We start from the raw sequence: 14582 nt of genomic DNA, 5'->3' as shown, positions 1-14582 counted from the left end.
CCAGGGCCGGGGTCCACGCGCGGCCGCCGCCGCTATGTGTTCTCCGTCACGTGTTCCTCGGCTTCCTCGGCGTGGGGCTCGTGCTCCTCGCCGAGCAGGATGCGCTCGAGCCCGGCCCGGCCCGGCAGGTCGGCCGGGCGGACGACGTCGCCGGTGCGCACGTAGAGAAACGCCGCCGAGACCTCCGACAGGGGCAGACCGCGCTGCTCCGCCCAGGCCAGGCGGTAGACCGCCAGCTGGAGCGGGTCGGCGTCCTGCGAGCGGCCGGTCTTCCAGTCGACGATCTCGTACCGCACGCCCGGCCCGGCCCCGGCGGCCCGCGGCACCCGGTACACCGCGTCGATCCGGCCCCGGATCGTCCGGCCCGCCAGGGCCAGCTGGAACGGCTCCTCGACGCGGTAAGGGGTGCGCCGCGCGTACGGCGTGCGCGCGAACGCCTCCTTGAGCTCGGCCAGGTCCCGCTCGTTCGCGATCTCCGGCTCGTCGTCCTCGCCGCCGGGCAGCTCGTCCGGGCCGAGGAACGGGAGCGGCAGCGCCTCGAAGCGCGACTCCACCCAGGCGTGGAAGCGGGTGCCGCGGCGGGCGGCGGGGCGCGGCGGGCGCGGCATGGGGCGGGCCAGCTCCCGCGCGAAGCCGTCGGGGTCGGCGGCGAGGCGCAGCAGCTGCGAGGCGCTGAGGGTGTACGGCATCGGCACGTCGCGGACGGTCGCGCGGGCGCGGCGCAGCTCGCCGGCGAGCGCGTCCAGGTCCCGGTCCCAGGAGCCGACCAGCCGCGCCTCCTCCGGCGACAGGCCGCCGCCGGGCGATGCGGTCGCCCTCTCCCTCACCTTTGGGGCGGGGTCCGTGTCGGCTTCGGCGGGCCAGCCTGTCCAGAGGTCGTCGTCGGGGCGGTCTTCTCCCCTGGTGTCGTACGGGTCCTGGTCCTCCCCATAAGGGTCGTCGTACGGGTCGTCGTACGCGTCGTCGTCGTACGCGTCGTCGTAAGGGTCGTCATACGGGGGGCTGTCGGCCGACGGGTGTCCCGCGTCGTGGGCCGACGGGCCGTCCGCCGCGGTCGGCTCGCCTTCCGCCGCCTCCAGGCGGTCCAGGTGCGCCAGCACCACATCCGCGGCGCGGCGGCGGCGGGCGAGCGCGTCCGGGTCGAGGGGCAGCGGCCAGGCGCGGTCGGCGGCCGCGGCTTCGAGGGCCGGGTTCTCCTCGTCCTCCTCCGGGGGCGGCGCCCACGCCTCCACCTCGCCGTGGCCCGCCTCGCAGTGCTCGCGCAGGGCCTCCAGGAAGGCCGAGGGGCCGCGCGGCCGCTTCTGCGTGGGCCCCCACCAGTGGCCGGAGCCGAGCAGCAGGGAGCGGGGGCGGGTGAAGGTCACATAGCCGAGCCGCAGCTCCTCGGTCCTCTGGTGCGCCTTCATGGACTCCTTGAAGGCGGTCAGCCCCTTGGCGTTCCAGTCGGCGACCTCGGGGAGCGTCTCCGCGTCGCCGCGCAGCCCGTGCGGCAGCACCCGCGCGTTCGCCGTCCAGGACTCGCGGGCCTGGTCGCTGGGGAACTGCTTGGCGACGAGACCGGGCACCGCCACCACGTCCCACTCAAGACCCTTGGACTTGTGCGCGGTGAGCACCTTGACCGTGTTCTCCCCGCCGGGGAGGGAGTTGTCGAGCCCCTTCTCGTACTGCGCGGCCGTGCGCAGAAAGCCGAGGAACGCGAGCAGCGTGGCCTCGCCGTCCAGGGCCGCGAAGCCCGCCGCGACGTCGAGGAAGTTGCCGAGCGTCTCCCGGCGGCGGGCGGCCAGGGCCTGGGGCGAGGCGGACAGCTCGACCTCCAGGCCGGTGGCGGCCAGCACCCGGTGGAGCACGTCCATCAGAGGGTCGCCCAGCGAGCGGCGCAGCTCGCGCAGTTCGGCGGCGAGGCGGGCGAAGCGGATCCGGGCCTCGGCCGAGAACGGCAGCCCGTCGTCCGGGCCGTCCGGGGTGAGGAAGGTGTCCAGGGCGTCGGCGAGCGAGACGATCTCGGCGGGGTCCACACCCTCGACGGCCTCGGCGAGCCGGCGGTCGGAGTCCTCGCCCCCATCTGCGTCTGCCGTCGGCCCCGCCGCCCCGTACCGTACGAGCGCGCGGGCGCGGCGGCCGAGCAGCGCCAGGTCGCGGGGGCCGATCCGCCAGCGGGGGCCGGTCAGCAGGCGCACCAGAGCGGCGTTGGCGCCCGGGTCCTGGAGCACCTCGCAGACGGCCACCAGGTCGGCGACCTCGGGGAGGTGCAGCAGCCCGGAGAGGCCGACGACCTCCACCGGGACCTCCCGCTCCACCAGGGCGCCCTGGATCCGGGCGAAGTCGCCGGCCGTACGGCACAGCACCGCGATCTCGCCGGGCGGGGTGCCGGTGCGCACCAGGTGGGCGATGGAGTCGGCGAGCCAGGTCAGCTCCTCGGCGTGGGTGGGCAGCAGCGCGCAGCGCACCACGCCGTCCCGCTCGGCGCCGGGGGCGGGGCGCAGCGCCTCGACGCCCTCGTGCATGGCGCGCAGGGGCGCGGCGAGCCCGTTGGCGAGGTCCAGGAGGCGGCCGCCGCTGCGGCGGTTCTCGCTCAGCGCGAAGCGGCGCGCGGGGCTGCCGTCGGCGTGCGGGAAGTGCTCGGGGAAGTCGTCGAGGTTGGCCACGGACGCGCCGCGCCAGCCGTAGATGGCCTGGCAGGGGTCGCCGACGGCGGTGACGGCGTGGCCGGTGCCGCCGCCGAAGAGGCCGGAGAGCAGCAGGCGCTGGGCGACCGAGGTGTCCTGGTATTCGTCCAGGAGGACGACCGCGAACTGCTCGCGCAGGATCCGGCCGACCTCCGGGCGGGTGCCGGCCAGGGTGGCGGAGAGCGCGATCTGGTCGCCGAAGTCCAGCAGATCGCGACCGCGCTTGTCCGCCCGGTACGTCTCGACGAGGCGCAGGAGTTCGAGGCGGGCGTGGGCGGCCTCGGGCACCTTGCGCAGCTCGGCGTTGGTCAGCTTCACCCCGTCGAGGGTGCGCAGCAGCTCGGTGTCGTACGCGCGCAGCCGCTCGGCGGGGACGAGGTGTTCGGCCAGCTCGGCGTCGAGCGCGAGCAGATCCGTGACCAGGTCGGCGAAGGGGCGGGTGAGGGCCGGGAACGGCCCAGGGGCGGTGCGCAGCACGCGCGCGGCGAGCTGGAAGCGGGTGGCGTCGGCGAGCAGCCGGGCGCCCGGTTCGAGGCCGATGCGCAGCCCGTGCTCCTTGAGCAGCTGCCCGGCGAAGGCGTGGTAGGTGGAGATGTGCGGCTCGCCCGCGGTGGTTTCGGCCCCGGCGCTCCGCGCGGCCCCCGGCGGCACCGGCTCCGGGTCCGTCACCCCCGCATTGACCAGCGCCTTCCGCACCCGCTCCGACAGTTCCCCGGCCGCCTTGTTGGTGAACGTGAGGCCGAGCACCTGCTCCGGGGCGACCTGCCCGGTGCCCACCAGCCACACCACCCGCGCGGCCATCACCGTGGTCTTGCCCGAGCCCGCTCCGGCCACGATCACCTGAGGGGCGGGGGGCGCGGTGATGCACGCGATCTGCTCCGGGGTGAACGGAATACCGAGGAGCTCCTTGAGCTGCTCGGGGTCGGTGATGCGGGCGGACATTCCAGTGAGGCTATCCGCGCCCGCTGACACCGACGTCAACACCGAGGTCGGCGCCGGTCCGTACGCGGGCCCCAGCGGACGGGACCGATCGGCATCAATCGGCAGCAACCAGAATCAATCAGAACCGGTGTAGCGAACGCCACATCGCTCGCGCGCTCACTCACTCACTCACTCACTCCACGACGTGCCGCCCCTCCGCCCGCGCGCTGCACGCCCCGCGGAACGAGCAGCGGTTGCAGTGGTCGCCCGCGCTCGGGGAGAAGCGCTCGTCGAGGACGCGCCCGGCCGCCGCGGCCAGCAGCTCGCCCACCCACTCCCCCTGCAACGGCTCCTGCGCCTGCACTTTGGGCGCGGTGTCCCCGCCCTCCTTACGGGCCGCGCCCTGCCGCAGCTGTACGAGCTCCGCGCCGCCCGGCTCGGGGCGGCCATCCGCGAACAGGCCGTCGACCGCGCCCTCCCGCACCGCCAGCTGGTACACGGCCAGCTGGGGATGGTGGGCGACGGCGTCACGGGTCACCGACTGCTTGCCCGTCTTGAAGTCGACAACATAGGCGCGGCCTTCCCCGTCCGCCTCGACCCGGTCCATGCTGCCGCGGATCCGCACCAGATAGGCGTCCGCCTCCAAGGTGACGTCGAACTCGTGCTCCGTGGCCACCGGGGTGCGGCCGCCGCGCTCCATCACATGCCAGCGCAGAAAGCGTTCGAGCGCCCCCCGCGCCTGCTCCTTCTCCTGCCGCGACTTCCAGGGCGCGTCGAAGGCCAGCGCCTCCCATACGGAGTCCAGCCGCTCCATGAGGACCGCGAGATCGGCCGGGGTGCGGCCGGACGCCACCTCGTCGGCCAGGACGTGGACGACGTTGCCGAAGCCCTGGGCGGCCGTCGCCGGGGTGTCGGCCTTCACCTCCCGGCCCAGGAACCACTGGAGCGAGCAGGTGTTGACCAGCTGGTCGAGCGCGCTGCCGGACAGCGCCACGGGGCGGTCGCGGTCGCGCAGCGGCACCTCGCTGTGCGTCGGCTCGTACAGCCCCCACCAGCGGTAGGGGTGCGCCGAAGGGACGAGCGGCTGACCGTCTTCGTCGCGCAGCGCCGCCAGCCGCGCGAGGCGGCGCGCGGCGGCGTCCCGCAGGGCGTCGGGGGCCGCCGGGTCGACGGTGGTGGCGCGCAACTCGGCGACCAGCGCCGCGACCGACAGCGGGCGGCGCGGGCGCTGCGTGACGTCCACCGGCTCGACGCCCAGCTCGGCCAGGAACCGGGAGGGCTGGTCCCCGTCCTCCGCGGCGGCCCTGACGGCCGTGACCACGAGCCGCTCCTTGGCCCGCGTCGCCGCGACGTAGAACAGCCGCCGCTCCTCGGCCAGCAGCGCCCCCGCGGGCAGCGGCTCGGCCAGCCCGTCCCGGCCGATCCGGTCCGCCTCCAGCAGCGAGCCACGGCGCCGCAGATCGGGCCAGAGCCCCTCCTGCAACCCCGCCACCACGACCAGCCGCCACTCCAGGCCCTTGGAGCGGTGCGCGGTCATCAGCCGTACGGCGTCGGGGCGGACCAGACGGCGGGAGAGGGTGTCGGCCGCGATGTCCTGTGCGTCGATCTCCTCCAGGAAGTTGAGCGCGCCGCGGCCGCCGACGCGCTCCTCCGCGCGCGCGGCGGTCTCGAACAGCGCGCACACCGCGTCCAGGTCGCGGTCCGCGTTGCGCCCGGCGGCGCCGCCGCGGTGGGCGGCCCGCTCCAGCCGCTGCGGCCAGGGCGTGCCGTCCCACAGCTCCCACAGCGCCTGCTCCGCGGTGCCGCCGCCCGCGAGCAGTTCGCGCGCCTTGCCCAGCAGCAGGCCGAGCCGCTGCGCGCCGCGCGCGTACGCCGGGTCGTGCGCGACCAGCCGCTCGGGCTCGGCGAGCGCCTCGGCGAGCAGGACGTCGGAGGGGCGCGGCACCCCCCGCCCCGCGGCCCGCTCCTCCTCCCGCAGGGCCCGGCCCAGCCGCCGAAGATCGGCCGCGTCCATGCCCCCGAGGGGCGAGGTGAGCAGGGTGAGCGCGGTCTCGACGTCGAGACCGGCGGCGTTCCCGGCGCCGCCCGCGGCCCCGGGACGCCCACCAGCGCCCGGCCCCCCGGCAGACGGCGCGCCCGCGTCCGCGCCGGGCACGGCCGCGTCGGCCAACCCCGGGCCGGCGGCACCGGCCGCGTCCGCGGTCTCGCCGGGGGAAGCCGCCGCCCCTGCGAGCTCTTCGGACGCTCGGCCGCCAGCCGTCGGCTCGGGCGACGGGCCGGCCGCGCGCACCCTTCCTCCGGCCTCCGCCGGACCGGAATCGACCGGGGCGACATCCGCCGGGGCGGCCTCCGAGTAGGCAAGGTCGACCACCGCGGCGTCGGTCAGCCCGAGGTCGCCAGGCGCGAGGCCCCGTGCAGCACCGGCCGCGTCCGCGGCCTCGGCCTCGCCCGGGGCGGGGGAAGCCGGCGCTCCTGCGGGCCCGGCGGGCCCGTGGCGGCGAGCCGCCATGGGCCCGCCCCGCCCCATGGGCCCCCGCAGCGCGGCCGTCGCGGCGGCGCGCAGGGCGGTGAGGAGGGGGGCCACCGCGGGCTCGTGGCGCAGGGGGATGTCGTCGCCGTCGACCTCCACGGGCACGCCCGCCGAGGTCAGGGCGCGGCGGACGCCGGGGAGCGAGCGGCCTCCGGCGCGCACCAGCACGGCCATCTCGCGCCACGGAACGCCGTCCTCCAGATGGGCGCGGCGCAGGATGTCGGCGATGTTGTCGAGCTCGGAGCCCGCGGTCGGATACGTGTACGCCTCCACGCGGCCGCCCGCGCGGGCGGGCGCGAGCTCCCGGTGGGCGCGCACCGCGGCCGCCGGGAGGCGGGTCAGCGGCATCCGGTGGGTGATCAGGCGGGTGGCCGCGAGCAGCGCAGCGCCGGAGCGGCGGGAGGTGGTGAGGACCCCGACGGGGGCCGGCCGGCCGTCCCGCCGCGGGAAGCTGTGGGGGAAGTCGAGGATGCCGCCCACGTCGGCGCCGCGGAAGGCGTAGATCGACTGGTCCGGGTCGCCGAAGGCGACCAGCGTCCTGCCGCCGCCCGCCAGCGCGCGCAGCAGCCGCAGCTGGGCCACGTCCGTGTCCTGGTACTCGTCGACGAAGACGGCGTCGTAGCGCGCGGCCAGCTCCGCCGCCGCGCCGGGGCCCTCGGCGAGCAGCACGGCCCGGTGCACCAGCTCCGCGTAGTCCAGCACCCCCTGCGCGTCCAGCACATCCAGGTACTCGGCGAGGAAGGCCGCCGCCGCGCGCCAGTCCGGCCGCCCCTGGCGCGCCGCGAAGTCCCCCAGCGCGCCGGGGTCGAGCCCCAGCTCCCGGCTGCGCGCGAGCACCGCGCGCACCTCGTCGGCGAAGCCGCGGGTGGTCAGGCAGGCGCGCAGCTCGTCCGGCCAGCGGACTGCGGCGCGCCCCTCGCGCTCCAGCTCCGCCTGGCCGGCGAGCAGCTCGCGGACCACGACGTCCTGCTCGGGACCCGACAGCAAACGCATCGGATCGGCGAAAATGTCCATGTCCTGGTAGGCGCGGACCAGGGCATAACAGAAAGAGTGGAAGGTCGTGGCCTGCGGTCCGCGGGCGCCCCCCAGGCGCGCCGCCATCCGATCGCGCAGCTCGACCGCCGCCTTGCGGCTGAAGGTGAGCACGAGGATCCGCTCGGGGTCCGCACCGCCCCGCACCCGCTCGGTCACCGCCTCCACCAGCGTCGTCGTCTTCCCCGTGCCCGGACCGGCCAGCACCAGCAGCGGGCCGCCGGGGTGGTCGACCACGGCGCGCTGCCGTGCGTCCAGCGCAGGCGGCGCCACCGGGTCCGGCCGGGTGCGGACCAGCCGGTACGTGCCCGGGGACGGCTGCCGTGAGGACGGCTGTCGGGCCTGCCGCTGGCGCGGAACGGACGAGGAGGAGGAGCTCACGTGGATCGCCGGTCCTGGTGGGTGTGCTGGGTGCGGCACAGCCTCTCATGTGACGCGGGGCGTCACCCGAATGGCTGTGGATACGGCCGCGGGCGCGCCGCGCCGCTTCGGCATGGGCCCCGCCGGCCAGGCGGCCGGCGGACGTGCGGCCCGGGGTCAGTCCGCACCGGCCCCGCCGTCCCAGCGGGCCCGGGCCATGTCGATGCGCGGCAGATGGCCCTCGGCCGAGCGCGCCGCCTCGCGCAGCGGCGTGCCCTCCTGCCGGTAGTGGCCGAGCGCCCGCAGCTCATGGCCGGGCAGCAGCGCGCCGTCCGCGCGCACCACGCGCCACCAGGGCACGGCGCCGCCGTAGAGCGCCATGACGCGGCCGACCTGCCGCGGGCCACCCTCGTCCAGCCATTCGGCAACATCGCCATAGGTCATCACCCGGCCGGGCGGAATCAGCTCGGCGACCTCCAGCACTCGCTCCGCGTAGTCGGGCAGCTGGTGCGCGTCCCCCGTCCGCTCGCCCTCGGCGTGCTCACCGCTCTGATCGGGAATCCGGCTCATCCGGTACATCCTGCCGCACCCCACCGACAGCCCCGCCGGTGTTCCACAGCGTTCTCCCCCGACCCGGCCATCAAGCGTGCGCAAACCCCATACGCGACGTACCATCCGAATTTCACGTCCCCGATATGCACCCTGATGCCCACCTGCTCAGCCCGGGCATGCCACCATCTTCCGGGCGGTGACTGGTGATACGAGATCAAGAAGAGACGGCCGAGCAGCAGGGTGCGCAGCCTCCGGAAGGGGAGGCCCGCTCCCCCAAGGCGCTGCCCCGCGCCAAGAAGCGAGAGCCCTCGAAGCGAGAGCCGAAGCCAGAGACGTCCGACCACGAAGCGTCACGGCCCGAGGCGCCCGAGCCGGAGCCGTCCGCCCCTGAGGCTCCCGAGACCCCTGAGGCTCCTGAAGCTCGCGAGACCGGCGACAAGACCTCCGAGATGCACGACTGCGACAACCCCCAGCCGCCCGTCGACCGCGTGTCGGGCGACGAGCCGCTGCTCCCCGCCCGGGTCCACCGCCCCTTCGACCTGATGCGGCTGCTGCTCGGGATGCTGGGCATCGGCGTCGTGCTGGCCGTCGCGGCCTTCGCCCACGGCACCACCGCCGGCCTGGAGAAGGACATCGGCCACGGCGCCAACCAGGCGCCCACGCTGCTGATCGACTTCGCGGGCCTGGCGGCCAGCGTCGCGGTGCTCCTCCTCCCGATGGCCTTCGCCATCGAGCGGCTGATCAAACGCGACGGGCTGCGGATCGCCGACGGCGTGCTGGCCGCCGTCCTCGCCCATGGCGTGTCCCTGGCCACCGATCTGTGGGTGGCCCGCGGCGCCCCCGACTCGATCCGCGAGGCACTCACCCAGCCCGCGCCCGGCGGCACCCTCAGCGACCCCGTCCACGGCTATCTCGCACCCGTCATCGCCTATATGACGGCCGTCGGCATGGCCCGCCGCCCGCGCTGGCGGGTGGCCATGTGGTTCGTGCTGCTGCTCGACGCCTTCGCGGTGCTGGTGGGCGGCTACACCACACCGTTCTCGATCATCATCACGGTGCTGATCGGCTGGACCGTGGCCTACGGCACGCTGTACGCCGTCGGCTCCCCGAACGTGCGCCCCACCGGCCAGCATCTGCTCGCCGGGCTGCGCCGGGTCGGCTTCGCGCCGGTCAGCGCGCTGCGGTATGAGGACTCCGCCGACGGCGAGCACGGGAACCACAACGACCGGGGCCGCCGCTATCTGGTCACCCTCGAGGACGGCCCGCCGCTGGACGTCACCGTCGTGGACCGCGAGCAGCAGGCCCAGGGCTTCTTCTACCGCCTCTGGCAGCGGCTGACGCTGCGCACCATCACCCCGCCGCGCAGCCTCCAGTCGCTGCGCCAAGCCCTCGAACAGGAGGCGCTGCTGTCCTACGCGGCCATCGCGGCCGGCGCCAACGCGCCGAAGCTGATCGCCACCTCCGAGCTCGGCCCGGACGCCGTGATGCTGGTCTACGAACACATCGGCGGCCGCCCGCTCAACGCGCTGCCCGACGCGGCGGTCACCGACGAGCTGATGGCCGGGGCCTGGCGCCAGGTCCAGGCCCTCCAGTCGCGCCGCATCGCCCACCGCCGGCTGGACGGCGACGCGCTGCTGGTGGACCGCTCCGGCACCATCGTGCTGACCGATCTGCGCGGCGGCGAGATCGCGGCGGGCGACGTGGTGCTGCGGATGGACGTCGCGCAGCTGCTCACCACCTTCGGCCTGCGGGTCGGCGCGGAGCGGTCCGTCGCCGCCGCGGTCGCGGTCCTCGGCCCGGACGCGGTCGCCGACAGCCTTCCGCTGCTCCAGCCCCTCGCCCTCCACCGCAGCACCCGCGCGACGCTGCGCCAGCTGGCGCGCGAGCGCGCCCAGCGCTACCGGGAAGCCGTCGTGGAGGCCTCGCGCGCCGCGAAGGAGGCCAAGGAGGCGAAGCAGGCCGAGGAGGCGGCCAAGGCCGTCCCCGCCGAGGAGGCGGGGCGCCGGGTGGACACGGCGGCGGTCGACCGCAAGGCGCTCAAGGCCGAGAAGCAGGCCGAGAAGCGGGCGATCGACGAGGCCGTGGAGGTGGCCAGGGAGGAGGATCTGCTCTCCCAGATCCGCCGCCAGGTGCTGCTGATCAGGCCGCAGGCGCCGATAGAGCCGGTGCGGCTGGAGCGCATCAAGCCGCGCACGCTGGTCAGCTTCTGCGCGGGCGCCTTCGCCGCGTACTTCCTGCTGTCCCAGTTCACCCACATCAAGCTGGGCACGGTGGTCGGCGAGGCCAACTGGATCTGGGTGATCGCCGCCCTGCTGTCCTCGGCGCTGACGTACATCGCGGCGGCGCTGGCCCTGCTCGGCTTCGTGCCGGAGAAGGTGCCGTTCGGCCGCACCGTGCTGGCGCAGGTCGCCGCGTCGTTCGTGAAGCTGGTGGCGCCCGCCGCGGTCGGCGGGGTCGCGCTCAACGCCCGCTTCCTCCAGCGCGCCGGGGTGCGGCCCGGGCTGGCGGTGGCCAGCGTCGGCGCGTCCCAGCTGTTCGGCCTCGCCAGCCACATCCTGCTGCTGCTGGCCTTCGGCTACATCACCGGGACCGAGCGCACCCCGACCCTCTCACCGTCCCGCACGGTGATCGCCGGGCTGCTGACGGCCGCGGTGCTCGCGCTCGTGGTGGCCGCGATCCCGGTGCTGCGGAAGTTTGTGTCCACCCGCCTGCGGTCCCTGTTCGCGGGCGTCGTCCCGCGCATGCTGGACGTGCTCCAGCGGCCCAGGAAGCTGCTGGCCGGGATCGGCGGGATGCTGCTGCTGACCGCGGCCAACGTGCTCTGCCTCGACTCCTCGATCCGGGCGTTCGGCGGCGACATGAGCTACGCGAGCATCGCGGTGGTCTTCCTGGCGGGCAACGCCATCGGGTCGGCGGCGCCCACCCCGGGCGGCGTGGGGGCCGTCGAGGCGGCGCTGATCGCGGGTCTGACGCTGGCCGGGCTGCCGTACGAGATCGCCGCGCCCGCGGTGCTCCTCTTCCGGCTGATGGTCTTCTGGCTGCCGGTGCTGCCGGGCTGGCTGGCCTTCACCCACCTCACCCGCAAAGAGGCCCTGTAGGGGCCCGGGCACGGAGCCCTTCAGCGCCCGGGCACGGATCACCCGTACGCCCGCACCGCGCGCGCCGGGCCCGGGCGCGCCGGAGGATGGCACCACGCCCCCACCCCCGGAGAGCGCCGTGTCCCGACCCGTACGCGCCAGTGCGCCGGCCGCCGTTGCCCTGCTGCTGGCCGCCGCCGTGGGCTGCGGAACGAGCGGCGACGAGCGGCCGGACACCTCGGCCCACCAGAAGCTGAAGTGGTCCACCTGTCACGCCCCCGACAACAGCGAGGACGGGGCCACCACCAAGGCCCCCGGCAAGCAGTGGGAGTGCGCGACGCTCCACGTCCCGCTGGACTACCGCAAGCCGCACGGGGAGACCCTCGGCATCGCCATGATCCGCGCCAGGGCCACCGACCAGCGCCGCCGCATCGGTTCGCTCATCTTCAACTTCGGCGGCCCCGGGGGCTCCGGCGTCGCGGCCCTGCCCGCTTTCGCGAGGGGCTACAAGGAGCTGCGCACCCGCTATGACCTGGTCAGCTTCGATCCGCGCGGGGTCGGTCTCAGCAGCGGGGTGAGATGTCTGAGCGACAAGCAGCTCGACGCCTTCTTCGCGGCCGACTCGACCCCGGACGACAAGACGGAAGTGAACGCCCTTGTAGGCCGCGGCAAGAATTTCGCCGCGGCCTGTGAGAAGCGCTCCGGAAAAGTGCTTCCGTATGTCGGCACCGCCAACGCGGCCCGTGACATGGATCTCATGCGCAGCGTCCTCGGCGACAAGAAGCTGCACTACTTCGGCGTCTCGTACGGCACCGAACTGGGCGGCGTCTACGCCCATCTGTTCCCCAAGAAGGTGGGGCGCGCGCTCTTCGACGGCGTGGTCGACCCGACGCAGAACCCCGAGCAGGGCGCCCTCGGCCAGGCGAAGGGCTTTCAGCTGGCGCTGGGCGACTACATGAAGGCGTGCGCCGGCGGCAGCGGCGGCGGCGGCTCCAGCTGCCCCACCCAGGCGGAGATCCGCGGGCTGCTGAAGAAGCTCGACCAGCGCCCGCTGCCCGGCATCGGCGGGCGCAAGCTGACCGAGTCGCTGGCCGGCGGGGGCATCGCGCAGTCGCTGTACTCGCGCGACTTCTGGCCGTACCTCACCGAGGGCATGGCGGACGCCGAACAGGGCGACGGCAAGATCCTGCTGGCCCTCGGCGACGCCATGAACGGCCGCAGCCCGGACGGCCGCTACAGCACCCTTCAGTCCTCGCTCGCCGCCATCACCTGCGCCGACTTCAAACAGCGCTACACGGTCGCCGATGTGAAGGCGAGGCTGGCCGAGTTCCGCAAGGCGTCCCCGGTCTTCGGCGACTCCCTGGCCTGGGGTCTCACCCAGTGCTCCGACTGGCCGGTGCACGGCGCCTGGCGCACCCCGGACGTCAGCGCCCCGGGCGCCGCGCCGATCCTGGTCGTCGGCAACACCGGCGACCCGGCCACGCCGTACGCGGGCGCCCGCAAGATGGCCCAGGAGCTGGGCCCCGGCGTCGGGGTGGAGCTGACGTACCGGGGCGAGGGGCACGGCGCGTACGACAGCGGCAACGCCTGTGTGCGCCGTACGGTCAACGACTATCTGCTGCGCGGCAAGGTGCCGGCGAACGGCAAGGTCTGTGGCTAGCGGGCCCGGTTCCGTACCGGAATCCGCACCCGACGTTCCGGAACCTGTGACCGAATCGAGAAGGGACCTGAACCTTCCAGGTCATATCGTGCTCATAGGATCCTCGGCTATGTCGAGTTCCATACGCACCATACGGGCCAGGGCACTGGTCTGCGCGACCGTCGTGGTCGCACTCACCGCCGTCGCCGGCTGCAACGACGACAACGGCGGCGAGAACAGCAAGGACAATGCCTCCTCCGCTCCCTCCTCGTCGTCCGACGGACCATCCGCCTCCGGCCTGCCCACCTCGCTCACCGGACAGAAGCTGAACTGGAAGTCCTGCCCCGCACCGACCACCATGCAGGGCAGCGGCGAGGCCCCGGGCAGCGACTGGCAGTGCGCCACCCTGCGCGCCCCGCTGGACTACGCCAAGCCCGAGGGCGAGACGATCGACCTCGCCCTGATCCGTTCCAAGGCCACCGATCCGGGCAAGCGGATCGGCTCGCTCATCTTCAACTTCGGCGGCCCCGGCGGCTCCGGGGTCTCCACCCTCCCCGGCTTCGCCGCCGACTACGAACGCCTGGGCACCCGCTACGACCTGGTGAGCTTCGACCCGCGCGGGGTCGGGGAGAGCGCGGGCGTGAAGTGCCTGAGCGACAAGGAACTCGACGCCTCCGACGCCGTGGACGGCTCGCCCGACGACGCCGCCGAGACGGCGGCCGCGACGGCGGAGCAGAAGAACTTCATAGCCGCGTGCGAGAAGAACTCCGCCAAGGTGCTCCCGCATGTGGACACCGTCAGCGCGGCCCGCGACATGGATCTGATGCGGGAGGTGCTCGGCGACAAGAAGCTGCACTACTTCGGCATCTCCTACGGCACCGAGCTGGGCGGCGTCTACGCCCACCTCTACCCCAAGAACGTGGGGCGCGCCGTCTTCGACGCCGTGGTCGACCCGACCGAGGACCCGGAGCGGAGCAACCTCGGCCAGGCGAAGGGGTTCCAGCTCGCCCTGGACAACTACCTGAAGGACTGCGCCAAGAAGGGGCTCGCCTGTCCGGTCGGCGACGACCCCGACCAGGCCGAGAAGACGATCACCGCGCTGCTGGCCAGGCTCGACAAGCAGCCGCTGCCCACCAGGAGCGGCCGTAAGCTCACCCAGGACCAGGCCGTGGGCGGCATCGCCGCCGCGCTGTACAGCAAGGACACCTGGCAGTACCTGACGCTGGGGCTGACCGAGGCCCTCCAGGCCAAGCAGGGCAACATGCTGCTCCTGCTGTCGGACTCCATGGCCGGCCGCGACGAGAACGGCGGCTACAGCAACATCAACGCCGCCAACGTCGCGATCAACTGTGCGGACGACAAGCAGCGCTACACGGTCGCCGATGTGAAGGCGAAGCTGCCCGAGTACCGCAAGGCCTCCCCGGTCTTCGGCGAGTTCCTGGCCTGGGGCATGCTCTCGTGCATGGACTGGCCGGTGACGGGCAAGACCGAGCACCCCGAGGTCAGCGCCCCGGGCTCGGCTCCGATCCTCGTCGTGGGCAACACCGGTGACCCGGCCACGCCGTACGAGGGCGCCCGGAAGATGGTCCAGGAGCTGGGCAAGGGCGTCGGCGTGGAGCTCACCAACAAGGGCGAGGGCCACGGCGCGTACAACGGCGGCGGCGGCAACACGTGCACCACGAAGACCGTGAACGACTACCTGCTGAACGGGAAGGTGCCGGCGGACGGCAAGGTCTGCTCGTAGCGCCTGTGCACAGGGAGGGGCCCCCACCGTCCTCGACGGTGCGGGCCCCTGTGGCACAAAA

The 14582-nt window shown here is 74.2% G+C and carries 6 protein-coding genes; 3 read left to right on the top strand and 3 right to left on the bottom strand.

Translation table 11 applies throughout. The features are described from left to right. Window positions 1-32: 32 nt before the first annotated feature. From ABTY62_RS14555 to ABTY62_RS14545, 3 genes are all read right to left on the bottom strand, one after another. A complete protein-coding gene (locus ABTY62_RS14555) occupies window positions 33-3608 on the bottom strand; it encodes an ATP-dependent helicase (RefSeq protein ID WP_352129750.1) in 3576 nt (1191 codons plus the stop codon). A gap of 172 nt (window positions 3609-3780) precedes the next feature. Beyond that, entirely contained in the window at window positions 3781-7530 is a 3750-nt protein-coding gene (locus tag ABTY62_RS14550) for an ATP-dependent helicase (protein ID WP_502997462.1), read from the bottom strand. A 156-nt stretch (window positions 7531-7686) separates the two neighbouring features. Continuing rightward, the gene (locus ABTY62_RS14545; RefSeq protein ID WP_352129749.1) at window positions 7687-8079 is read right to left on the bottom strand and encodes an MGMT family protein; all 393 of its coding nucleotides are present in this window, start codon (window positions 8077-8079) and stop codon (window positions 7687-7689) included. A gap of 185 nt (window positions 8080-8264) precedes the next feature. Here ABTY62_RS14545 and ABTY62_RS14540 point away from each other — a divergent pair, with 185 nt between their 5' ends. From ABTY62_RS14540 to ABTY62_RS14530, 3 genes are all read left to right on the top strand, one after another. Beyond that, window positions 8265-11159 (top strand): flippase-like domain-containing protein, encoded by a 2895-nt coding sequence (locus ABTY62_RS14540; RefSeq protein WP_502997461.1) that lies wholly within the window; start codon window positions 8265-8267, stop codon window positions 11157-11159. A 118-nt stretch (window positions 11160-11277) separates the two neighbouring features. Beyond that, complete coding sequence (locus ABTY62_RS14535) at window positions 11278-12798, top strand: alpha/beta hydrolase (RefSeq protein ID WP_352129748.1); 1521 nt, start codon at window positions 11278-11280, stop codon at window positions 12796-12798. Window positions 12799-12907: 109 nt separating this feature from the next. After that, window positions 12908-14521: an alpha/beta hydrolase gene (locus ABTY62_RS14530; protein WP_352129747.1), complete on the top strand. Its 1614-nt coding sequence runs from the start codon at window positions 12908-12910 to the stop codon at window positions 14519-14521. Window positions 14522-14582: the final 61 nt, after the last annotated feature.

It is taken from the genome of Streptomyces sp. NPDC097640, from assembly GCF_040302705.1.
Classification (GTDB): Bacteria; Actinomycetota; Actinomycetes; order Streptomycetales; family Streptomycetaceae; genus Streptomyces.
Note: the sequence above shows the minus strand (reverse complement) of the source record. Positions and strands in the feature narration are given on the sequence as shown.

What these genes read in the sequence shown, in the direction of transcription:
- ABTY62_RS14555 (WP_352129750.1), bottom strand. Translation starts at nt 3,608, where the DNA reads ATGTCCGCCCGCATCACCGACCCCGAGCAGCTCAAGGAGCTCCTCGGT.
- ABTY62_RS14530 (WP_352129747.1), top strand. Translation starts at nt 12,908, where the DNA reads ATGTCGAGTTCCATACGCACCATACGGGCCAGGGCACTGGTCTGCGCG.
- ABTY62_RS14545 (WP_352129749.1), bottom strand. Translation starts at nt 8,079, where the DNA reads ATGAGCCGGATTCCCGATCAGAGCGGTGAGCACGCCGAGGGCGAGCGG.